Genomic DNA, 22,976 nt, shown 5'->3' with positions numbered 1-22,976 from the left:
AGCCGTTAAATTTCTTTGTTGGCCTTGAAGTCGTAGCCTGCGGTGATGGTGCCGCCGCTGCCACCCTGCTGGTTCTGCACCACGTATTCCTGCTTCACGGTGCTGAAAGAAAGCTCTACTGTTTCACGGGAGGCGATTTCACCATCGTGGCTGCCGCTCGGGGAAACCACGGCGACAATCAGGTCGGTGAAGGTATACTTGAGGTACTCCAGCGGATTGCCGCCAGCCTTACGCATAACCAGAATGGCCTGTGGAATGTGCTTGCCGGAGGCGCAGTATTTGAACAGGTTCGGGCTGGCGCGGTCGATATAGTGATCAAAATCCAGGTTGGTGACGGAGACCTTACCGGAGCCGAGGCCGCTACCGGCGTGCATGGTGGATTCCTGATGAATATTCCAGCGCCAGCTCAGTACTTCAATTTCATTTTTGTGTTTGTCATCCATTGACTCGCCATCAATGCCGTCAATTTTTAAAAAAATGTCATAAGCCATTTTTATATCCTTATTAAGTTTTACTTAAAATAAACCTGATTTTATCTATATCTTTTTGTTTATAGATAAATCATTGCCGTACAGAATCCTTCTCCAATAACTTCAGGAGAACAGAAGACTGTATATTTTTCCGGTACCGATAATGTATTTAGTTATTTTATGAATTTGCATTATTTAATGCATATGAATAATGCTTCATAACTTCCGATAATAAAAACCATAACCTGTACTGAAATTTTCACGTCTCAAATCGCTAATTACAGATAAAAGATATAGACTGGTCTTCTGGCGATCCCTCAAAATTATGAGTCTTACAGCGAGTAGAAGAAGCAGGTATTGGTTGCGTCAACCATATCTGTTCATGACCATAAATACACGAAACCCAATAGCGATCGGTTTCTTTATCGCTAACACGTTCTGTTTCCCATACAGACCAATTTTCACCGTTTACTTTTTTAGTCTCTGGTTTGAGATCCATCAGGTTTTCAGGTTTACCCTGCGTTACCCCAATACTACTTAACCATAAACGCGACATATATCGAGGAGAAAGCTGCCACGGCGCTGGGACATCAGACTTCAGGCTCACAGCAGAAGACTGAGTATCAATAACAGCCGGGCAACTGACTTCCCAGGCTACAGCATATTGTGAAAAGAGCAGAACAATACCAGGTAACAGATGAAAAGTTGGGCTTATGGTCATAATATGTATTTCCTACTCAATGATATAAAAAGCTTCGGCATTGTTACTGGCATTCGGATATGTGTCATCATTACGTACCCCACCTTTACGAGACCGTGGGCGAGACGAAATTCTTTTCTTCATATCCCTCTTTATATTCTCTATCTTCTCTGACTTCACTCGCTTAAACATTCGTAAAATATATATATCAGGCATTGCCCTGCTTCACTGACGGCAGTTTTGTCACCAGGCGCAGCGATCCCGTCAGCCCTTCAAGCTGGAAATGCGGACGCAGGAAGAATTTCGCGTCGTAATAACCTGGATTGCCTTCCACCTCTTCCACCACTACCTCTGCGGCAGCCAGCGGACGACGGGCTTTAGTTTCTTGCGAGGAGTTCACCGGATCGGCGTCGACATAATTCATAATCCATTCATTTAGCCAGCGCTGCATATCCTCACGCTCTTTAAAGGAACCGATTTTGTCGCGGACGATACATTTGAGAAAGTGCGCGAAGCGCGAGCAGGCGAACAGGTACGGCAGACGGGCAGACAGGTTGGCGTTGGCCGTCGCGTCCGGATCGTAGTATTCCTGTGGTTTTTGCAGCGACTGTGCGCCGATAAAGGCGGCATAGTCTGAGTTTTTACGGTGGATCAACGGGATAAAACCGTTTTTCGCCAGTTCAGCCTCGCGGCGGTCAGAGATGGCAATTTCGGTCGGGCATTTCATGTCCACGCCGCCATCGTCAGTCGGGAAGGTATGGCAGGGAAGATTTTCCACCGCACCGCCTGATTCCACACCGCGAATCAACGTACACCAGCCGTAGTGTTTGAAGGAACGGTTGATGTTTACGCCCATCGCGTAGGCCGCGTTGCTCCAGACGTATTTAGTATGGTCAGAACCATCCGCATCTTCTTCAAAATCAAACTCGTCCACCGGGTTGGTTTTTGCGCCATACGGCAGGCGGGCAAGAAAACGCGGCATCGTCAGGCCAATATAACGGGAGTCTTCGCTAGCCCGCAGCGAGTTCCACGGCGCATATTCCAGGTTCTGGGTGACGATTTTGGTCAGGTCGCGGGGATTCGCCAGCTCCTGCCAGGAGTCCATTTGCAGTACCGAGGGGGAAGCCCCGGCAATAAACGGCGCATGGGCCGACGCGGCGACTTTGGCGATAGAGCCAAGCAGATCCACATCGGGCGGTGTATGGTCGAAGTAGTAATCCGCAATGATACAGCCATAAGGTTCGCCACCTAACTGGCCGTATTCGGCTTCATACAGTTTCTTGAACATCGGGCTTTGATCCCAGGCGATGCCCTTGTAACGCTTCATGTTGCGCCGCAATTCATCTTTTGACAGATTCATGAAGCGAATTTTCAGCTTTTCGTCGGTCTCGGTGTTGTAAACCAGATGCTCCATACCGCGCCAGGAGGATTCCAGCTTCTGCCAGTCGGGATGTTGCAGGATCAGTTTGATCTGTTCGGTCAGTTTAAAGTCGATCTGCGCAATAATAGCGCTGATGCTTTTATAAGCGTCATCGCTGACGGTGATCGTGTTCGCCAGCGCCTGTTGCGCCAGCGTCTGCACCGCGGCTTCCACGGCTTTTGCCGCCTGGGTAGTCTTGGGTCGGAAGGCCTGATTCAGCAACGCATCAAATTCACCGGATGCGGAGGCGGTATCCTGAGCAACCGCGTCGGTTGCCTGCATATTACTGTTTGCCATGAAAATTCCTTAAAAATTCGACGTTATTCCGCTGATTCATTATCCGCTGACACATCTTGCTGGGTAGCGGCCGATTTCGGCGCATTCGCCAGCGTTTTCAGCAGAGTCGGGTCCTGCAACAGTTTATTGACCAGATTTTCCGCCCCCGCCTTGCCATCCATGTAGGTCTGGAGGTTCGCCAGTTGAGTGCGGGCTTCCAGTAACTGGTTCAGGGCGTCCACCTTGCGGGCAATCTGTGCCGGCGAAAAGTCGTCCATATTTTCCAGGGTGATATCGACCATCAACTGACCTTCACCCGTCAGCGTATTCGGCACGGCGAACGCCACGCGCGGCGCAATGGCTTTCATGCGCTCATTGAAGTTATCAATATCAATATCGAGGAATTTGCGATCCGTCACCGGCGGCAGTTCTTCACGCGGTTTCCCGGCCAGATCGGCCAGCACCGCCATCACGAACGGCAGCTCGATTTTTTTCTCAGAGCCGTAAATCTCTACGTCATATTCAATCTGCACGCGCGGCGCGCGGTTGCGCGCGATGAATTTCTGCGCGCTATTGTTGATAGCCATAATCCTTCATTTCCTTTTTAGTCAACTGGTTGCCGCAAGGGGAGCGGTATACCGGTACAGTTTTTAAAATCGCACTACGGACACTTCGAACGGCCGGTTTCAGCAAACGATCTCAAAAACAATCTGCTCATCACCATTAACGCCGATATCAATTTGCCTGATAGCAGCTTTTTCCGTCATGGCCTGCAACCAGTAGCGCGACAGTTGTGGCAGAATGTGCTGTTCGATGTAGCCAATCAGCAACCGCGCGCCCGTTTCATGCATTGGGCAGCACGCCACAATATGTGCGACCAGTTCCTCACTATACGTCAGCGTCACGCCGTGCTGTTCACCCATCCGCGCCACCAGTCGGTCAAGGTGCAGACGGGCAATCACGCCACGCGACGTTTCATCCAGCGGCAGGTAAGGGATCACCGTCACGCGGCCCAGAAATGCCGCTGGGAAATGCTTGCGCAATTCCGGCATTAGCGCCTCTTTAAGCCCCGTAGCATCGGGCATTAAGGCCGGATCTTCACACATCTGGCTGATGAGGTCGGAACCCACGTTGGTGGTGAGTAGTAGCGTGGTGTTTTTGAAATCGACATGTGTTCCCTCACCGTCCTCCATCCCGCCCTTGTCAAACACCTGATAGAAGAGTTCATGGACGTCATGGTGCGCTTTTTCGATCTCGTCGAGCAGCACTACGCTCCAGGGGTGGCGACGCACCGCTTCCGTCAGCACACCACCCTCGCCATAGCCCACATAGCCGGGCGGCGCGCCTTTCAGCGTGGAAACGGTGTGAGCCTCCTGGAACTCGCTCATATTGATGGTTACCAGGTTCTGCTCACCGCCGTAGATAGCCTCCGCCAGCGCCAGCGCGGTTTCGGTTTTACCGACACCGGACGGCCCGGCCAGCATAAACACGCCCACCGGTTTGCGTGGATCGCCCAGTCCCGCCCTGGCGGTCTGAATACGTTCACCAATCTGCGCCAGCGCGCCGTCTTGCCCGGTAACGCGTTGCGCCAGTCGGGCAGGCAGTTCCAGCACCTGGCTGGCCTCATCTTTCACCATGCGCCCGGCAGGAATACCGGTCCAGTCGGCGACAATCGCCGCGACAACCGCCGCGCTGACTTCCGGGAACACCACCGGCGCGTCGCCCTGCCACTCCCTTAGCGCCGTTTCGGCCAGTTGCAGCGTGGTTTTGTCATCAGCATCAGACTCTGCGAGACGCAGTTCCTGCAACGTATGTACCAGTTCCAGCTCCCGCTGCCAGCGGGATTCGGATGCAGTCAGTTCATTGTTGAGCGAGAAAATTCGCGCCGTCAGCGCATCGCGCCGCTCATCTGACTGAATCCCCATTTTTTCCTGCTTCTGCAACAGCGACCGTTCCATTTCCGCCGCTTTTAGCTGCTGGCGCAGGAACTGTACGCTGGCAGGCGGCGTGTGCAGCGTCAGCGCCACGCGGGCCGCGGCGGTATCCAGTAGGCTGATGGCCTTATCCGGCAACTGCCGGGCGGGAATGTAGCGGTGAGAAAGCTGTACCGCCGCACGTACCGCCTCATCCAGAATCAGTACGTTATGGTGTTTTTCCAGCGTATCCACCAGACCACGCACCATTTCCATTGCGGGGATCTCTTCCGGCTCGGCAATCTGCAACACCTGAAAACGACGGGTCAGCGCCGGATCTTTCTCAATATGGCGCTTGTATTCGCTCCAGGTGGTGGCGCCGATAGTCCGCAGGGTGCCGCGCGCCAGCGCCGGTTTCAGCAGGTTAGCGGCATCGCCCGTGCCGGATGCGCCGCCCGCGCCCACCAGAGTGTGAACTTCATCGACAAACAGAATAACCGGCTGCGGCGAGCGCCCGGCCTCTTCCAGTAACCCTTTCAGACGAGATTCAAACTCGCCTTTCATGCTGGCTCCGGCCAACAGAGCGCCAACGTCCAGCGCCAGTAGCCGTACTTCCCGCAGCGCGGGCGGCACTTCCCCCTGCGCAATCGCGAGGGCAAAACCTTCGACGACCGCCGTTTTCCCGACGCCCGCCTCACCAGTCAGTAGTGGATTATTCTGGCGACGGCGCAGCAGAATATCCGTCATGGTGCGGATTTCATGCTCACGCCCCGTCACCGGGTCGATTTTGCCGTCGCGCGCCTGTGCCGTCATGTCCTGACAGTATTTTGCCAGCGCGGATTTACCGTCCTGCCCGCCGTTGGGAATCGCCTGACTGCTTTCACCGGGAATGGCTGATGCCAGGCCGGAGCCGTCGTAAGGGCGCTCCTGCGCTTCCGGCGATGTTTCGATCAACGAGGGCAGTATTTCCGTCAGTTCATCAACCGGAAGCGTGGCCAGCGGCGCGCAGATACTGCTCAGTACCCGACGCAGTTCTGGCGTGGTCAACAAGGCCAGCAGCAACCAGCCGCTGCGAATTTTGTTATCGCCGTAACGGACGCTCGCCAGCATCCAGGCCTTTTCAACGCTGAGATCGATATGGTGAGAAAAATCACTAATGGCGCTGGCCCCGGCGGGCAGCATATCCAGTTGCCGGAGTAACGCTTTCTCCACATCAGAAAGAGGGATCTGGTAATGCCGAAGAACGTGGAGAATATCGTTATCGGGCTGCTGTGTTAACTGGTGCAGCCAGTGAGTCAGCTCAACCCAGGGATTAGAGCGTAGTTTGCAAAATGCCGTTGCCGATTCCAGCGACCGGAATAGTGGGCCGGCCAGTTTTCCATACAACGCACTGCGTGAAACAGGAGTTTCCATGTGTTATGCCTTGTGACATAAAAATTCATAAAAATAATGCATCAATGCATATAAATATATAAACAATTCTTTATTGATAGCCTCGAAAAAATATCGAAACAAAACAATGATACAGATCAGGGACTAATTAGCAACTAAGCCGTTAATATTAAATAATCAATGAACAGCAAGATAAAAATCGCAATTGCAGAATTAAAAGAAATAATATTTCAAAAAAGACATCTATGCATACAACAATGCATTCACGAAAAAAATAATAAAAAGGGTGTCATCAATAATGACTCCCTATGAATTTAGTTAAAATTATTTATGAATTAAAACTCCCTAAACGTTTCCTCCAGAAAAATAAATACATTTAAGGGACATAATGAAACAAGACATGTGGAAATTACGGAAAATACAGTCGCAGGGTATAACGGATAACGCACAGTATCCCGCAGGGACATACATCGTATTTACTGCCGCCGCCCCCTACATTCCGCTTTTTGAGCAACATGGGAAAGACGATATCGCGCTCAGTCTTGTTCGCCACGAAGAGGCGTGGTGGATTGTTAATCACTCTGATGAACTGTGCTGTGCCGTCAATGAGCAGGTGATGGAACCTCATCACCGTATGCGGCTGAATGATGGAGATACGATTGAATGGGGTCTGTCATCCTGGTGCCTTGCCCGCACCAATGATGAGTCCCGTCCCGATGTTTCGTTTCCTCAGTTGGTTCAGTCATCTGAATCCGTTGCTGAGTACCTGGATCTGGACTGGTTTAAACAACAACAGCTCAATCCGCAGAACCCGTTCGATATTATTCCCGTCCGGGAAACCGCGTCCTCTTACACCGGCCATGAAGCGGATAGCACGCTACACCAGCTTTACCAGGAATATCAGCAGGCATTGCGGCCCTCCGGGCAGGAAAAGCCCCTCCGTGCTAAACCGTTTCCCCGAAATGAAGACGCTGTCACCCAGGATTTGACGTCGTTATACGATAAAAAGGGCGACACCGACACGTTACAGGATATGGTGGCAGGCGCGCCCGGTATTGATGCCATTCTGGATACGCTGGACACGACCGGTGAGGGTGAAATGCACTGGCTGGCAATGGAATCAATGCCCGATATTCTGCAACTGCTCTCGCCGGAACAGGCGGGGAAAACCGCACATAGCGAGATACTGCCCGATCTGACCCGCCGCGAGCATCGTATTATTGGCATCGACAGCCACTACCGAATCACTCCGACACAGAAAAATGGAAATACCGCCCATGAAAAAAACTGACACGCTTCCTGCCACCCTGTCCGCGCTGCTACAGGAATACTCTATTGCGGAGGGGATTCAGATGGCGGAGCAGCAGGTTCGGGAAAATCCGGCGAAGGCGCTCTGCCGCCACAGTCTGTTTCAGTTGCTGTGTGTGGCCGGAGACTGGTCGCGGGCGCTACACCAGCTTCAGCTATGCGCCAGGATGGAGGCAAATTATACCCAGGAGGCCCGGCTGTACCGGGAGCTGGTTCGCTGCGAAATGTTCCGCCGCACCGTTTTTCAGGGGGAACAACGACCCGGTTTTCTTCTGCCGCAGCCTGTCTGGGTGGAGTCACTGCTGGCGGCACTCGCCTGTCATGGCGATACCGGTGAGGTTGATAAACACCGTAATACCGCGCTGGAAGCCATAACAGATAATGGCGGCCAGTGGAACGGCGGCGCATTTGACTGGGCGAGCGACAGCGATTCCCGCCTTGGCCCGGTACTTGAGCTGGTCACCGGCGGCGTGTATATCTGGCTGCCGTTTTCGCAAATACGCTCGCTGGAATCGCCGCAACCGACGCGCCTGACCGATCTGCTGTGGAAACCCGTTAATATCACCCTGATGAATGGCGATACGCACGGCGCCTGGCTCTTTACCCGCTACAGCGGTTCGGAAAGTGCCTCTGACGCCCTGCGTCTGTGCCGGGAAACCGCCTGGCAGGACGGCCCCGGCGAAACCACCGTGCGGGCGCTGGGGCAGAAAGTGTGGCTGACCAGCCACGGCGATATCAGCCTGCTGGACATGGCCCATTGTACCTTTCATGCTCAGGAAAACGATGGCGCATGAGCACGTCTCGTTTTACACCCGCTAACCACCTGCTGCCTACGCTGTTTGATCGGCTGTGTGACAATGCTCCGTATCAGAAAATTGACCGGGATATCAGCGTCACGCCGGTACAACTGAAGGAGATCATTCGTCGGGATCTCTCCTTTTTGCTCAATACCATTAGCCACGAGGGTAACATCGACGCCCGGCGCTATCCGCAGGCGGCGGCGTCAGTGCTCAACTATGGCCTGCCGCCGCTGGCGGGCAGCTTTATGTATGAGCATAAGTGGGACGATATCAGCGAGGCGATCCGGCGCGCCATTATCCGTTTCGAACCCCGGCTGAACGCCGCCACACTCAGGGTCACGCCATTACTCGATAAAACCCGGCAGGGTAGCTATAACACGCTACAGTTTGAAATTCGCGGACAAATTCTGACGCAGCCGTATCCCACGGAGTTTCTGGTACGCAGCGCGCTGGATATGGAGCTGAGCCGCATTACGTTCTTTTAATACAGGGCATTATTCATGGATCCACGGCTACTGGAGTATTACAACCGCGAACTGAGCTACCTGCGGGAGACCGGTGCTGAGTTCGCCACCCTCCATCCCAAAATTGCCGCCCGACTGGGGATGCAGGGAACCGATATTGCCGACCCGTATGTGGAACGCATGATCGAGGCGTTCAGCTTTCTGAGCGCCCGCACTCAGCTAAAAATTGACGCCGAATTTCCCCGCTTCACACAGCGGTTACTGGAAGTCGTCAGCCCCAATTACGTCACCCCCACGCCATCGATGGCAGTGGTAAAGCTGTATCCCGATACGCAGGAAGGCGACCTGGCGAAAGGGGTCACCGTGCCGCGCGATACCGCGTTCGTTTCCCCTATCCCGGAAGGTGAAAATACCGCCTGCCAGTTTCGCAGCAGCCAGGACGTCACGCTGTGGCCGCTGTCCATCGAGGAGGTACGCCTGACCGCCGCGCCGCCGGATATGCCCGCCCTGCACCGCTATCTGCCGCCTAATATTCATGTCGCCGGGGCATTGCGCATCACCCTGCGAACCTTCGGGGAACTGACTTTCAGCGAGCTGGCCGGTCCGGCACGGCTGCCCTTTTACCTCTGCGGCGAAGAACGCATTGCGTCACACCTGTTTGAGCTGCTACATACCAGCGCCGTCGCCACACTGGCCGGAGAACCCGGTCACTTTGACGGCGAACTGAATGTGAATCTTCAACACCCGGTGGCGCACGAAGGGCTGGAGCCAGGGCAGGGGCTGCTGCCGCTCGCCTGGAACGTGTTTCATGGGCATAATCTGCTGCATGAATTTTTCGCCTGTCCGGAACGGTTTTACTTCTTCACCCCGACCGGATTGTCTGCCGGGTTACAAAAGGTGCAGGGCAATGTGGCGGAAATTGTCATACTGCTTAACCGCCTGCCGCCGGACTGGCTGATTCATCAGACGGACGCTGCACAGTTCAGCCTGTTCTGTACGCCGGTGATCAACCTGTTTCCTCGCACCCCCCCCCGGATTGAAGTCACTCACAGCGTGACGGAACAGCATCTGGTGGTGGATCGTACCCGTCCGCTGGATTACGAGGTGTTTTCTGTTCAGGAAGTCGAAGGCCTGGAAGCGGAAACCACACGGAAGATGATTTTTCGTCCGCTGTATCACACCCGTAATAATGACGAAGGCAACCACGGGCGTTATTTTTCACTGCGTCGTGAGCCGCGCCGATCGTCAGAAAACGCCCGCCGCTATGGCACCCGAACCCCCTATACCGGCTCGGAAGTCTTCCTGTCGCTGGTTGATCAGCATGAAGCGCCCTACCCGGAAAATCTGCGCCATATCACCGTCACGGCAATGGTGACTAACCGCGATCTGCCCTGCCTTATTCCACGTAATGGCCAGGATGATCTGACCGTAGATGCGGCGATTCCGGTGGCGGGCGTGGGTCTTATCAGACCGCCGCGCCCGCCGCAGCCGCCGCTGGCTGAACGCGAAATGGCCTGGCGGCTGATCCGGCAGTTGTCGTTTAATTATCTGCCGCTGGCCGATCTGGATCACCGCACCGGCGGCCAGGCGCTGCGCGATCTGCTGAATCTGTTTATCCCGGCTCACGACAGCCCGCAGTCGCGCCAGGTGCGCAGCCTGATTGGCTGCAAAACCACCCCGGTGACCCGCCGCCTGCCCGGCTCCGGCCTGTTGGTCTATGGCCGGGGCGTCAGTTGCGAACTGACCGTGGACGAAGAAGGATTTTCCGGTATCAGTCCTTACCTGTTCGGTCTGGTGCTGGAACACTATATTGCCCGCCATGTTTCCATTAATACCTTCTCGCAGATGACGCTGCACTCGATGCAACGCGGGCATGTCATGACCTGGCCGGTCAGAACCGGGCAACGGGGGAGCGTATGACCGGCGCTCTCGACCAGGCGCAGAAAACCCCGTGGCGTTACGGATTCCTGAACCTGATGCGGCGCGTGGATGCCCAGCTCTGTGATACTCCGGCAGGCAGTATCTGGCAGCCACGGATGGAAAAATTCCGTCTGGGACAGACGCCGACGATGACCTTTGCGCCACGGGAAATCGCCCAGGTCAGCTGGCAGGATGGACGCCTGCACCTGAGCCTGTACAGCCTCGGACTATGGGGGCCAAACGGCCCGTTGCCGCTGCACTATACCGAGCTGGCACTGAACCGCTCAGAGAGTCGTCACGATCCGACGCTGGTTCATTTTTCCAATATTTTTCACCACCGCTGGCTGACGCAGTTCTGGCAGGCATGGCGCAGCGGCCAGTCCGCTGGTGGCGGGCTGGACAAACCGGAACACGACCGTTTTGCGTTTTATATCGCCAGTCTCAGCGGGCAGGATCTACGGGAAAGCGCCGAAAGCCCGCTGTCAGATCATGTTCGCCTGGCAGCCTCCGCCCATCTGGTACGCGAATCGCGCAATCCTGACGGGCTGGCCGCCACGCTGGCGCACTATTTCAGCGTACCTTTTGCGGTGAAAGAGTTCGCCCTGCACTGGATAACGGTGGCGAACGATGAAATCACCCGTCTGGGCACGCCCGCGCAGTCTTCGGTGCTGGGCAACGGGGCGCTTATCGGCCAGGCCGTACCGGATATGCAGTACAAATTCCGGCTAATTATCGGCCCGCTCACGCTGGAGGATTACCTGCGTTTTCTGCCCGGCGGCAACAATCTGCCCGTGCTGACAGAACTGGTGCGTACGTTCATTGGTTTTGAATATTGCTGGGAAATTGAGCTGCAGTTGAAGCCTCATGCCGCACCGCCTGCGGTGATCGGCGGCGCGCAGCGGCTTGGCTGGACGGCCTGGGCAGGTAAAGCCATGCATGACCGTCCGGTGACCGGCATGATTTTTGAACCTGAACACGGCTTAACCCACTGAGAGTAATGATATGGATATGTCCCTGACTAAACCGGTAAGCGCGGAACAACCCTGCGGCCCCGATCCGGAGTACGACCCGGAATACCTGCTGCTGTTCAGCCGCGCCGCCCCTCAGGCGGAGGCGCAATATGGTGATTTTGTCAGTACGCCGGAAGCCGTGAACTGGCCGGAAATTGAGCGTGATGCGCGCCGTCTGCTCACGCGCAGTAAGGATATCCGGGTGTTGATCCTGCTGCTGCGCAGTCGCATCCAGCAGGCTGGCGCACAGGGACTGGCGGAAATGCTCACACAACTGGCAGAACTGAGCGTAATCTGGTCTGATGCACTCCATCCACAGCTGCTTACCGGCGAAGGCGCATCCGCAGAATCTATTGAAGATGCGGCGCTGGCGCGCAGTAATGCCCTGGCGGCGCTGCTGGATCACGAAGGCGTGATGGCAGACATTCGCGGTATCACGCTGTCAAACAGTGCCGCCCTGCGCCTGCAGGTACGGGATGTGGAGCGAGCGTTATCCGCCCCTCACCCGGCTGATGCGCTGGCCCCCGAATCCGTCCGCCAGCAACTGGCCGACCTCGAAGCCCGTGGGGCATTACCGCTGGCGGCGTTTCGCGAAGCGCAGGAAAGCGCAGAACGCCTGCAAGTGTGGGCGCGTGAGACATTAGGCGATCTGGCTCCAGATTTTTCACGCCTGCGGCAGTTGTTAGCGCTGCTGCCTGACGTGGTACAGACAACCACACCGGAAATCCCTCCGTCGCCAGCGCCAGTGCCAGACCCCGCAGGCACGGTTATGGATAATGCCGTTCCGGCACGGGCAGAGGATGTGCCGCCTGTCAACGCGCCACCCGGTATATCTATCCCACACAATGCTGAACCGGGGCCAATTCGCGATCGTAATGATGCGCTGGAGCGCCTGCGGTGCATTCGTCGCTGGTTTGAGAGCAGTGAACCCAGTAGCCCGACCATCCCACTGTTACGCCAGGCTGAAAGACTGGTGGGAAAACGGTTCTCGGAGGTGATCAATGAGATCCCGGTGGAGTTGCTGGAGAAGTGGGATGCCCTGGAGTGATGATGCGCATGTCTGGCGGTTCTCCGCGATTATCTGAGTGATATCAACATTACGCAGTCTGCTTCTGCGCTGAACATGTCCCGATCCCGGTTAAGCACCGCCATGAGGCCGCGCCTTAAATGTCAGTGGGATCAAAATAGCCATGACAGTGAAAGAAGTGGCGGTAATATCCTGTTCGTCATCCAGGCGTAGGCCCATTTGCATTAGATTCCACGATAGGCGGTGGAACTTCTTGAAGACGAAAAAAAACCGTATCCCTTTTACAGTGATACGGTTTTTTTACTTCACAGGATGTATAAAAACACCCTGAGATTTGTATCTGGCGGAACGGACGGGACTCGAACCCGCGACCCCCTGCGTGACAGGCAGGTATTCTAACCAACTGAACTACCGCTCCGTGATGTTCCCGCTGGGAACGAGGCGAATATTACGGTTTGCGGTGTCGCCCGTCAACGCTTTTTCTCACCTTTTGAATCAGTTGCTGCAAAAATCGCCCGAAGGATGATTTTTATAGCCTAAAAAGGAATAAATTACGCCCGCCAAAGGCAACTTCCGCCCTTTTTCTGCACCAGATCAAGCCGCGATTCATGCGCAGCCAGCTCTTCCTCAGAGGCAAAAACGACCCGTAACCGGCTGGCCTGGCGAACGATTCGCTGAATGGTCGCTTCACCTTGCTGCCGTTGCGTCTCTCCTTCCATCGCAAACGTCATGGACGTTTGTCCGCCCGTCATCGCCAGATACACTTCGGCAAGGATCTGGGCATCGAGCAATGCGCCGTGCAAAGTACGTTTGCTATTATCTATCTCATAACGCGAACACAGTGCATCAAGGCTGTTACGCTTGCCGGGGAACATTTTCCGCGCCAACGCCAGGCTGTCGGTAACTTTGCAGAAAGTATTGGTTTTAGGAATATCGCGTTTAAGCAGACCAAACTCATAATCCATAAAGCCGATATCGAACGATGCGTTATGGATGACCAGCTCCGCGCCGCGGATATAATCAAGAAACTCATCGACCACATCAGCAAAAACCGGCTTATCCAGCAGAAACTCATCGGCAATACCGTGTACGCCAAACGCTTCCGGATCCACCAGCCGATCCGGCTTCAGGTAAACATGAAAATTGTTGCCGGTCAGACGACGGTTTATCACCTCAACCGCACCGATCTCAATAATCTTGTGACCTTCATAGTGCGCGCCTATCTGATTCATACCGGTGGTTTCGGTATCGAGGACAATCTGTCGTGTAATTGCAGTGCTCATATCGGTCATTTATGTCAGACTTGCGTTTTGTTATCGATTTCAATTACAGGAAGTCTACCAGAGATGCTTAAACAGGTAGAAATTTTCACCGATGGCTCTTGCCTGGGGAATCCAGGGCCTGGTGGTTATGGCGCTATCTTACGCTATCGCGGTCATGAAAAAACGTTTAGTGAAGGTTACACGCTGACCACCAATAACCGTATGGAACTGATGGCGGCGATCGTCGCGCTTGAAGCGTTAAAAGAACATTGCGAAGTAACATTGAGCACCGACAGCCAATATGTGCGGCAAGGAATTACCCAATGGATTCATAACTGGAAGAAACGCGGCTGGAAAACAGCGGAAAAGAAACCCGTAAAAAATGTCGATCTCTGGAAACGTCTCGATGCTGCGTTAGGTCAGCATCAGATCAAATGGGTATGGGTCAAAGGCCATGCAGGCCATCCCGAAAACGAGCGTTGTGATGAACTGGCGCGCGCCGCGGCAATGAATCCCACGCAGGAAGATAGTGGCTACCAGGCGGAAGCTTAGCCATCCGGTTTGCGATATTGCCGGGTGGCGCCAACGGTCTGGCGGATAGGGGTTTTACTTTTATTATGTCGCAGCGGATTAAGCGTAAGCGGGATGGTCCGCTTACGGGCCACAATAAGCTGTAAACAGCCCAGCGCCGGGATATGCGTATTTAAAAGCCGCCCTCCCTGTTTTTTCCAGGGTAAGACATGAAAACGGCTATAATGTAGCACTTCGAAATTGAGTAAAGACAGCCAGTCCAGTTGCCGCATAAGGGTAAACATCCGACTATTATAGGGCGGTGTTTTACGTAAAACGGGTACCAGTTTACGTAACCCCATCAAACTCAGCGGGTTAAATCCACTGATGACCAGCCAACCGTCATCAATCAATACGCGGTCGGCTTCCCGCAATAAACGGTGCGGGTCGGTACACCACGGCAAAGTATGCGCCAGCAGACAAACATCGACGGATTTATCCGCAAAAGGAAGGTGTAGCGGATCGGCCAGAACCTGCATCGGCGACCCCTGCGACGAAACATTCACCTGATGGGAGACCGCGCACGCTTCGGAATTGATTTCTGCGCTTAAATTGCCGATTTTAAGCAAATGGAAACCATACATTTTTGCAAACCACGGATTGAGCTGCTGTTCCAGCGCCTCACGGTAGTAATTGCCCCAGGGCAACTCACCCCAACATCCGGGCGCAACGACAGTTTGAGAGAGCCTTGCCGGTTTCATCGCAACCTTCCGCTAATTATTTGAGAGGTAATATATGAATCTTAACAGTATTCCCGCGTTTCAGGATAATTACATCTGGGTGCTGACCAATGATGAAAGCCGCTGTGTGATTGTTGATCCCGGCGAAGCGGCCCCCGTCTTAAAGGCCATTGCTGAACATAAGTGGATGCCGGAGGCGATTTTTCTGACGCATCACCATCACGACCATGTTGGCGGAGTCAAAGAGCTGTTGCAACACTTCCCGCAAATGACGGTTTATGGACCGGCGGAAACGCAAGACAAGGGAGCAACCCATCTTGTTGGCGATGGCGATACTATTCGCGTTTTAGGCGAGAAATTTACTCTTTTTGCCACGCCGGGCCACACGTTAGGACACGTCTGTTACTTTAGCCATCCTTACTTATTCTGCGGCGACACGCTGTTCTCTGGCGGCTGTGGTCGACTGTTTGAAGGCACGCCATCACAGATGTATCAGTCACTTATGAAAATTAATTCTCTGCCTGACGACACACTCATTTGCTGCGCTCACGAATACACTTTAGCTAACATTAAGTTCGCATTGAGCATACTTCCGCACGATTCGTTCATAAATGAATATTATCGTAAAGTTAAAGAGTTACGTGTAAAAAAACAAATGACATTACCCGTTATTCTTAAAAATGAGCGTAAGATTAATCTTTTTTTAAGAACTGAAGGTATTGATTTAATTAACGAAATAAACAAAGAAACAATATTGCAACAACCAGAAGCGCGTTTTGCATGGTTAAGGTCAAAGAAAGACACGTTCTGATAATTCTTACTTGTCATTCGCTAACTTCGCCGTTATGATCGGTCGTCTTTTAAGCAACTATTGACACACACATGAAGGCAAAAGCGATATTACTCGCCTCTGTCCTGCTTGTGGGGTGCCAGACGTCTCAGAACACTGGCAACGTCCAACAGCACGCACAGAGCCTTTCTGCAGCTGGTCAAGGGGAAGCAGGAAAGTTTACGAGTCAGGCACGATGGATGGACGACGGAACGTCTATCGCGCCAGATCAGGACTTGTGGGCTTTCATTGGCGACGAGCTAAAGATGGGAATTCCGGAAAACAGCCGGATTCGCGAACAGAAACAGAAGTATTTACGCAATAAGAGCTATCTCCACGATGTAACTTTACGGGCAGAGCCGTATATGTACTGGATAGCGGGGCAGGTTAAGAAACGTAACATGCCTATGGAGCTGGTACTACTACCCATAGTGGAGAGCGCTTTTGATCCTCACGCAACGTCTGGCGCCAATGCCGCAGGCATCTGGCAGATCATACCGAGCACAGGGCGCAATTATGGTTTAAAGCAGACCCGTAATTATGACGCGCGTCGCGATGTTGTAGCCTCTACGACCGCCGCGTTAGACATGATGCAGCGTCTGAACAAAATGTTTGACGGCGACTGGCTGTTAACCGTTGCAGCGTATAACAGCGGCGAAGGCCGTGTTATGCGGGCAATTAAAGCAAACAAAGCGCGTGGAAAACCGACGGATTTCTGGTCGCTTTCTTTGCCCAGAGAAACAAAACTCTACGTACCTAAGATGCTGGCATTGAGTGAAATTCTCAAAAACAGCAAACGCTACGGCGTACGTCTGCCAACAACAGATGAAAGCCGAGCGCTGGCACGAGTTCGTTTAAACAGTCCAGTTGAAATGGCGCAGGTTGCGGATATGGCGGGCATGTCTATCAGCAAGCTGAAGACGTTTAATGCCGGTGTAAAAGGGTCTACCTTAGGCGTAAGCGGTCCGCAATATGTTATGGTGCCCAAAAAGCATGCCGAGCAGTTGCGTGAGTCGCTGGCTTCCGGTGAGATTGACGCCGTTCAGTCCCAACTGATCGCCGACAATACGCCGTTGAATAGCCGTAGCTATAAGGTGCGATCTGGCGATACGCTTTCCGGTATTGCTTCGCGGCTTGGCGTAAGCACGAAGGACTTGCAGCAGTGGAACAACCTGCGTGGTTCGCGCCTGAAAATCGGGCAAAGCCTGACCGTAGGCGCTGGCAGCAGCGCACAACGACTGGCAAACAATAGCGATAGCATTACCTATCGTGTCCGTAAAGGCGATTCGCTTTCCAGTATCGCCAGACGTCACGGGGTAAATATCAAAGATGTGATGCGCTGGAACCATGATACGGATAATCTACAACCGGGCGATCAGCTTACGTTGTTTGTGAAGGACAATAGCACGCCAGACTCCTGATATTGTCCGACGAAAAAGCCAAAAGGCGCCGCTTCCCCCGGCGCCTTTTAAATTGCTATACCGCTTTATGCGCTTCCAGCATGATAGTATCGCTGCTAAACGAGCCGTCATCCTGCAACTCAAAATAACGCTTCACCTCTACCGGGGCACTCGCCTGATATAATCGAATCGCCTCAACCAACGGCGCTGGCGTACGCATCCGCGTTACCCATGAGCGAAACTCCAGCGATAAACGATCGGTTATCACGATATTCGTTACCAGCATCGCGTTATTGACCATCGTCAGCCATTCGCCACTGGAATAGTTACGGACATGCGACGTGTCGCGTAACGCCTCCACCGTTTGCAGCCAGATATCGCGTACAGGATGTCCAGGCGACATGACATCCATGATAATCAGCACGCCGCCGGGTTTTAATACACGATAAACCTCACGCAATGCCTGACCAACGTCGTGCCAGTGATGCGCGGAATAGCGGCTAATCACCACCTCAAACGATGCATCTTCAAAGGGCAGTTTTTCGGCATAGCCTTGGCGGAGAGTAATATTACTTAAATGTCTTTCTTCCGCCGCTCCAGCGACAACCTCAAGCATGCTGGCGGATAAATCGTATGCCACGACCGAGTTGGCATGTTGCGCAGCGACAAAACTCGCGTGTCCAGCCCCACATCCCATATCCAGTACGTTCGCGTGGGAAAAATCAGACAGCCTTTGCGCCAGCCGCGCTAAGTCACGACCCGCTGCGTGAACGGCGCTATGTAAATAGGCGTTCGCCTGTGAACCAAACTGCTTTTCAACATTGTCATGGTGGGAATGCGTTGTCATGGTAGTGCCCTTCTGTTATGAGAAAAATAGAGGGCAGCACCCGCAGAGGCCTGCCCCACGGCAGACCTGACGCACCTTTATTGCTCAGGTTTGCCGGAACTGAATTCAACGAGTAGCGGATTGTGATCGGAAGCGCGCGTCACCAGTACGGAGGCTTCATTTACGTTTAAACCACGATAAAAAACAAAATCCAGCGGTCGTCCAAACGCACGACGGCGCTGATCGTCAGTGAAACGCACCTGGCGCAGCGACATCTCACGTGCAAAGCGGTACAACGCATTCATACGTGGGCGGCTCCAGGCATTAAAATCCCCCGCCATAATGACAGGGCCGCTATGGTGCGCAATCTGGTCGCCGATCGGAAGTAACTGCTTACTGTACACGTCCACGCCCAGACTAAAATTTACCGCATGAACATTTACTACCATTAATAAACGGGTATCCGGCAACGGATATACCGTCACCAGGGCTGATTTCGCCAAACGTAAAATTGGTTCTCTTTCCCGTAAAGGGCAGCAGTAAACAGGATGGGCGGCAGAAAGCGTCATGACGCCAGACGGATGCTGAGGTAATACAAAAGCGGGAACCTGATCGGCGGCAAGATAGTTAGCGGTGGCAAACTGTACCAGTTCAGGCGTCGTCTGGGCCTCCTGCAACAGGACCAGATGCGCATCTTTGCCGTAGTTCTTCAGCACCGATAACCATTCGGCTCGCTGCTGCTTGAATATATTCCACACGAGGATACGGATCCGCTCTTCACTGCTTAGCGGTTCCCCGGCGGGCAATGCCTGGCCAATGCTCGCAAACGACCCTGGCGGCAAAATCCGCTCGGCGGGCTGTCCGGCAACATAGCGCATCGCATAGGTGTTTTTTCGCACTTTTGACTTTCAAACCTCTGTAACGTCAACCAGTCCTCAACCGGACTGGTTCTTCTGTTATAGGGATTTTAGCACTCACTTTCAACGAACAATTGCAGTTTGTTTTGTAAGTAGGCGCTTACATCAATAATTTACTCCAGAGCAATGCGTACAGGTTTATCAAGACGTCCGCTGACACCCATCAGCAGGAAAGCCACCAGAACAATGAGGGCGCCAATCCACGGCGTCTGCGCCAAACCGTAATGCTCCACCGTTTGTCCGCCAATCACGGAGCCCAGCGCAATACCAATGTTAAACGCCGCAATGTTCAGACCTGACGCCACATCTACCGCATTAGGCGTGAATTGTTCCGCTTTCTGTACCACGTAGACCTGCAACCCTGGTACGTTACCGAAAGCAAAGATCCCCATCACCAGAATGGTAGCCAGCGCGGCATACTGCGTGGAAGCCGTCACCTGGAAGACCATCAGCAGAACAAACAGCGCGGCGAAAATGAATTTCAGAGCCGGCACGGCACCATGCTTATCCGCCAGTTTACCGCCCCAGATATTGCCGATAGCCACAGATACGCCATAACCCAGTAGGATCCAGCTTACTGCTGCCGGGGAGAATCCCGCCAGATCCTGCATCATCGGCGCCAGGAAGGTGAATGCCGTGAATACCCCGCCGTAGCCAAGCGCCGTAACGGCGTAAATCAGCAACAGACGAGGATGAGTCAGTACTTTCACCTGGTCACGAATGCTGGCGGCCGCCCGACCGGGAATGTTGGCCGGGATCAGCAGTTGACTGCTCATCAGCGCAATCACGCCTAACAGTGATACCGCAAGGAAGGTCTCACGCCAGCCAAAATGCTGACCGATAAATGTTCCCAGCGGCACGCCCGTGACCAGAGCTACCGTTAAACCACCAAACATAATAGCGATCGCAGAAGCCGCTTTCTCTTTTGGCACCAGACTTGTCGCGATGGTAGATCCAATCGAGAAGAACACGCCGTGCGCCAGGCCCGTCAGCAGACGGGCGACGATTAATGTCATATAGCCCGGTGCCTGCCATGCCAGCAAATTCCCCGCCGTAAACAAGACCATCAGCGCGACCAGTAACTGTTTACGCGGCAGGCGTCCGGTCAGCGCGGTTAGCACCGGCGCGCCAATAGCCACACCCAGCGCATAGATTGAAACCAGCATTCCGGCGGAAGGTAACGAGATAGCCAGTTGTTGAGCAATGGTCGGCACCAGGCCGACAATCACAAACTCAGTCGTACCGATAGCGAAAGCACTTATAGTCAGTGCAAATAAAGCGAGAGGCATACATAACTCCATAACAGCAGTAATCAGATGACACGCAGTATGCCTGGATGTTTTAATGACAAAAATAGCCAAAATATCAATTTAATTTTGCTTCAGGAGCAAAAATGAAAGCCACCTCCGAAGAACTCGCAATTTTTGTCGCTGTCGTGGAAAGCGGCAGCTTCAGCCGGGCGGCAGAGCAGCTTGGACAGGCCAATTCCGCTGTCAGCCGGGCAGTTAAAAAGCTGGAGATGAAGCTCGGCGTCAGTCTGCTTAATCGTACGACCCGACAGCTGAGCCTGACTGAAGAAGGAGAGCGATACTTCAGGCGCGTGCAGCAGATACTGCAAGAAATGGCCGCCGCAGAAACGGAAATCATGGAGTCGCGTAATACCCCGCGCGGCTTACTGCGTATCGATGCGGCAACGCCGGTAATGCTGCATTTCCTGATGCCGCTGATTAAACCTTTTCGTGAACGGTATCCGGAAATAACGTTGTCTCTTGTCTCCTCAGAAACGTTCATCAATCTTATTGAACGAAAAGTGGATGTTGCGATACGCGCAGGCACGTTGACAGATTCAAGTCTGCGCGCGCGCCCGTTATTTACCAGCTATCGCAAGATTATCGCCTCGCCGGATTATATTGCCCGCTTTGGCAAGCCTGAGACCGTTGAAGAGTTGAAACGGCATCTGTGTCTGGGGTTCTCAGAACCTGTTTCGCTCAATACCTGGCCGATTGCCTGTAGCGACGGGCAGCTCCATGAGATCAAATGTGGGATTTCTTCCAATAGCGGGGAAACGTTAAAACAACTTTGCCTGAACGGTAACGGCATTGCATGTCTTTCAGATTATATGATTGATAAAGAGATCGCGCGGGGAGAACTGGTGGAACTGCTGGCCGATAAACGTCTGCCGGTAGAAATGCCTTTCAGCGCCGTTTACTACAGCGATCGCGCCGTCAGCACACGTATTCGGGCATTTATCGACTTTTTGAGCGAATATATAAGAACAGCTCCCGCAGGAGCTGTGAAAGAGGGGTAAAGGTACAAAGGATCGGGTAATTAATCCCAGGCAGGAGCCAGTCCTTCCGGGCTAACCAGACGATCGTTGCAGTCCAGTGCCGCGATCGCATTTTTATCTTCGGCATCCAGATGCAGATCCTGCGCCAGCAGGTTGCTTGCCAGATTTTCACGCCTGGTGGATGAAGGGATCACGGAGTAACCTTCACCCATTGCCCATGCCAGAATAACCTGCGCCGGGGTCGCATTATGTTTAGCCGCAATGCGCGCAATCACTTCATCTTTCAGCGCCTTACCGTATGCCAGCGTCATATAAGAGGTGATGTGGATACCGTGCGCTTTCGCCCAGTCAACCACCTTACGATTCTGCAGATACGGAGATAGCTCAATCTGGTTGGTGGCGATATTGTCTGCGCCCACCGCGGCAATAGCCTTTTCCATCAACGGAATAGTGAAGTTTGAGATGCCAATTTCTCGAGTCAGCCCTTGTTTTTTAGCTTCCAGCAATGCCTGCATAAATTCTTCGACAGACACGGCATCACCCGGAGATGGCCAGTGGATCAGCGTCAGATCGACATAATCGGTACGCAGTTTTTTCAGGCTCTCTTTCAGGCTTGGGATTAGCTTGTCTTTGCTAAGGTTTTCAATCCAGATCTTGGTGGTGATGTACAGCTCATTACGCGGTACGCCGCTCTCAGCAATCGCCTGTCCAACAGCCGCTTCATTATCATAGATTTGCGCAGTGTCGACAGCACGGTAGCCTAGTTCAAGCGCCGTTTTAACAGAAGCGATAACCACGTCGTCTTTCAGGCGAAAAGTACCTAAACCGAATGCAGGGATAGTCATAGAATTCCTCTTTTTAATCACTATGTTCGTTAACTGAGGGGATTATGACCTTCAGCGCTTTGTAGAAAAAGAGCGAGAAATGCAGAGGATTTTTGCGAATTGAGCAATAATTAAATCGCAGGCAAAGAAAAAGCCCTGAGCTAATGCTCAGGGCTCTTAATAAGTGGCGGAACGGACGGGACTCGAACCCGCGACCCCCTGCGTGACAGGCAGGTATTCTAACCAACTGAACTACCGCTCCACCGAATTCTTTTACAACCACTGATTTTTACATCAGTTTACTGCTTAATTTGATGCCTGGCAGTTCCCTACTCTCGCATGGGGAGACCCCACACTACCATCGGCGCTACGGCGTTTCACTTCTGAGTTCGGCATGGGGTCAGGTGGGACCACCGCGCTAGTGCCGCCAGGCAAATTCTTTGTGCTCTGTACGCAATTCTTTATCGCATCAGCGGCGTTGCCTGCGCTCGTAAACTCAGTCACATACTTCTGTATGCTCCTTTCTTTCCTTCGCTTGCCGCCTTGCTGCTGCGCAAATTATTGCGTACTCAACTCTGAATCACTGCTGAAAATCGTCTTCTCATCCGCCAAAACATCTTCGGCGTTGTAAGGTTAAGCCTCACGGTTCATTAGTACCGGTTAGCTCAACGCATCGCTGCG

The 22,976-nt window shown here is 53.3% G+C and carries 22 protein-coding genes, 2 tRNA genes and 1 rRNA gene; 10 read left to right on the top strand and 15 right to left on the bottom strand.

Annotated elements, in window-relative coordinates:
- Positions 1-5: 5 nt before the first annotated feature.
- From NA197_RS08070 to tssH, 6 genes are all read right to left on the bottom strand, one after another.
- Complete coding sequence (locus NA197_RS08070; RefSeq protein WP_000312802.1) at positions 6-491, bottom strand: Hcp family type VI secretion system effector; 486 nt, start codon at positions 489-491, stop codon at positions 6-8.
- A gap of 253 nt (positions 492-744) precedes the next feature.
- Positions 745-1,191, bottom strand: coding sequence for an STY0301 family protein (locus NA197_RS08065; RefSeq protein WP_001804665.1), 447 nt, complete (start codon positions 1,189-1,191; stop codon positions 745-747).
- Between the two features lie 12 nt (positions 1,192-1,203).
- The gene (locus NA197_RS08060; protein WP_001584850.1) at positions 1,204-1,362 is read right to left on the bottom strand and encodes a BPSL0067 family protein; all 159 of its coding nucleotides are present in this window, start codon (positions 1,360-1,362) and stop codon (positions 1,204-1,206) included.
- Positions 1,363-1,378: 16 nt separating this feature from the next.
- The gene (gene tssC / locus NA197_RS08055; protein ID WP_000013881.1) at positions 1,379-2,887 is read right to left on the bottom strand and encodes a type VI secretion system contractile sheath large subunit; all 1,509 of its coding nucleotides are present in this window, start codon (positions 2,885-2,887) and stop codon (positions 1,379-1,381) included.
- Between the two features lie 23 nt (positions 2,888-2,910).
- On the bottom strand, positions 2,911-3,453 hold the full coding sequence (gene tssB, locus NA197_RS08050; protein WP_000996817.1) for a type VI secretion system contractile sheath small subunit: 543 nt from the start codon (positions 3,451-3,453) through the stop codon (positions 2,911-2,913).
- A 99-nt stretch (positions 3,454-3,552) separates the two neighbouring features.
- The gene (gene tssH, locus NA197_RS08045) at positions 3,553-6,192 is read right to left on the bottom strand and encodes a type VI secretion system ATPase TssH (protein ID WP_064043075.1); all 2,640 of its coding nucleotides are present in this window, start codon (positions 6,190-6,192) and stop codon (positions 3,553-3,555) included.
- A 367-nt stretch (positions 6,193-6,559) separates the two neighbouring features.
- On the opposite strand from tssH, the gene tagK reads away from it, so the two are divergent.
- Genes tagK through NA197_RS08015 form a run of 6 tightly spaced genes read left to right on the top strand, consistent with a single transcriptional unit; the run spans position 6,560 to position 12,721 of the window.
- Entirely contained in the window at positions 6,560-7,462 is a 903-nt protein-coding gene (gene tagK, locus NA197_RS08040; protein WP_064043074.1) for a type VI secretion system-associated protein TagK, read from the top strand.
- Positions 7,449-8,273, top strand: a complete 825-nt coding sequence (locus NA197_RS08035) for a type VI secretion system accessory protein TagJ (protein ID WP_064043073.1) — start codon at positions 7,449-7,451, stop codon at positions 8,271-8,273. The genes tagK and NA197_RS08035 overlap by 14 nt, the downstream gene beginning before the upstream one ends.
- Positions 8,270-8,764: a type VI secretion system baseplate subunit TssE gene (gene tssE, locus NA197_RS08030; RefSeq protein ID WP_064043072.1), complete on the top strand. Its 495-nt coding sequence runs from the start codon at positions 8,270-8,272 to the stop codon at positions 8,762-8,764. The genes NA197_RS08035 and tssE overlap by 4 nt, the downstream gene beginning before the upstream one ends.
- A 15-nt stretch (positions 8,765-8,779) precedes the next feature.
- The gene (tssF, locus tag NA197_RS08025) at positions 8,780-10,663 is read left to right on the top strand and encodes a type VI secretion system baseplate subunit TssF (RefSeq protein ID WP_438796681.1); all 1,884 of its coding nucleotides are present in this window, start codon (positions 8,780-8,782) and stop codon (positions 10,661-10,663) included.
- Positions 10,660-11,655, top strand: coding sequence for a type VI secretion system baseplate subunit TssG (gene tssG / locus NA197_RS08020; RefSeq protein ID WP_024155099.1), 996 nt, complete (start codon positions 10,660-10,662; stop codon positions 11,653-11,655). Before tssF ends, tssG begins: the two co-directional genes overlap by 4 nt.
- A gap of 10 nt (positions 11,656-11,665) precedes the next feature.
- On the top strand, positions 11,666-12,721 hold the full coding sequence (locus NA197_RS08015; protein ID WP_064043071.1) for an ImpA family type VI secretion system protein: 1,056 nt from the start codon (positions 11,666-11,668) through the stop codon (positions 12,719-12,721).
- Between the two features lie 320 nt (positions 12,722-13,041).
- Here the strand turns inward: NA197_RS08015 and NA197_RS08010 are convergent.
- Positions 13,042-13,118, bottom strand: a tRNA-Asp gene (locus NA197_RS08010).
- Positions 13,119-13,251: 133 nt separating this feature from the next.
- A complete protein-coding gene (gene dnaQ / locus NA197_RS08005) occupies positions 13,252-13,983 on the bottom strand; it encodes a DNA polymerase III subunit epsilon (RefSeq protein ID WP_001670675.1) in 732 nt (243 codons plus the stop codon).
- Between the two features lie 63 nt (positions 13,984-14,046).
- Here dnaQ and rnhA point away from each other — a divergent pair, with 63 nt between their 5' ends.
- Positions 14,047-14,514 (top strand): ribonuclease HI, encoded by a 468-nt coding sequence (gene rnhA, locus NA197_RS08000; protein ID WP_000917872.1) that lies wholly within the window; start codon positions 14,047-14,049, stop codon positions 14,512-14,514.
- On the opposite strand, the gene NA197_RS07995 is transcribed toward rnhA, so the two are convergent.
- Positions 14,511-15,233 (bottom strand): class I SAM-dependent methyltransferase, encoded by a 723-nt coding sequence (locus NA197_RS07995; RefSeq protein WP_000801238.1) that lies wholly within the window; start codon positions 15,231-15,233, stop codon positions 14,511-14,513. The two genes, rnhA and NA197_RS07995, sit on opposite strands and share 4 nt — an antisense overlap.
- A gap of 34 nt (positions 15,234-15,267) precedes the next feature.
- Between NA197_RS07995 and gloB the strand changes: the two genes are divergently transcribed.
- The gene (gene gloB / locus NA197_RS07990; protein ID WP_438796680.1) at positions 15,268-16,023 is read left to right on the top strand and encodes a hydroxyacylglutathione hydrolase; all 756 of its coding nucleotides are present in this window, start codon (positions 15,268-15,270) and stop codon (positions 16,021-16,023) included.
- A gap of 71 nt (positions 16,024-16,094) precedes the next feature.
- Positions 16,095-17,462: a murein transglycosylase D gene (mltD, locus tag NA197_RS07985; protein WP_000644706.1), complete on the top strand. Its 1,368-nt coding sequence runs from the start codon at positions 16,095-16,097 to the stop codon at positions 17,460-17,462.
- A 55-nt stretch (positions 17,463-17,517) separates the two neighbouring features.
- Here the strand turns inward: mltD and NA197_RS07980 are convergent, their stop codons facing one another.
- From NA197_RS07980 to NA197_RS07970, 3 genes are all read right to left on the bottom strand, one after another.
- The gene (locus NA197_RS07980) at positions 17,518-18,288 is read right to left on the bottom strand and encodes a class I SAM-dependent methyltransferase (protein ID WP_058115701.1); all 771 of its coding nucleotides are present in this window, start codon (positions 18,286-18,288) and stop codon (positions 17,518-17,520) included.
- A 77-nt stretch (positions 18,289-18,365) separates the two neighbouring features.
- Positions 18,366-19,166: an endonuclease/exonuclease/phosphatase family protein gene (locus NA197_RS07975; protein WP_064043495.1), complete on the bottom strand. Its 801-nt coding sequence runs from the start codon at positions 19,164-19,166 to the stop codon at positions 18,366-18,368.
- Between the two features lie 131 nt (positions 19,167-19,297).
- Positions 19,298-20,473: an MFS transporter gene (locus NA197_RS07970; RefSeq protein WP_001127536.1), complete on the bottom strand. Its 1,176-nt coding sequence runs from the start codon at positions 20,471-20,473 to the stop codon at positions 19,298-19,300.
- A gap of 104 nt (positions 20,474-20,577) precedes the next feature.
- Between NA197_RS07970 and yafC the strand changes: the two genes are divergently transcribed.
- Entirely contained in the window at positions 20,578-21,492 is a 915-nt protein-coding gene (gene yafC, locus NA197_RS07965; RefSeq protein ID WP_000648534.1) for a DNA-binding transcriptional regulator YafC, read from the top strand.
- A 20-nt stretch (positions 21,493-21,512) separates the two neighbouring features.
- Here yafC and dkgB read toward each other — a convergent pair whose 3' ends face one another.
- The 3 genes from dkgB to rrf form a co-directional block, all read right to left on the bottom strand.
- Positions 21,513-22,316 carry a 2,5-didehydrogluconate reductase DkgB gene (dkgB, locus tag NA197_RS07960; RefSeq protein WP_000154871.1) on the bottom strand — a complete coding sequence of 268 codons (804 nt, stop codon included), beginning with the start codon at positions 22,314-22,316 and terminating at the stop codon, positions 21,513-21,515.
- A gap of 164 nt (positions 22,317-22,480) precedes the next feature.
- Positions 22,481-22,557 (bottom strand) — tRNA-Asp (locus tag NA197_RS07955).
- Between the two features lie 54 nt (positions 22,558-22,611).
- Positions 22,612-22,727: ribosomal RNA gene (gene rrf / locus NA197_RS07950) — 5S ribosomal RNA — on the bottom strand.
- Positions 22,728-22,976: the final 249 nt, after the last annotated feature.

This window comes from Salmonella sp. NW884 (genome assembly GCF_051700745.1).
Classification (GTDB): domain Bacteria; phylum Pseudomonadota; class Gammaproteobacteria; order Enterobacterales; family Enterobacteriaceae; genus Salmonella; species Salmonella enterica.
Note: the sequence above shows the minus strand (reverse complement) of the source record. Positions and strands in the feature narration are given on the sequence as shown.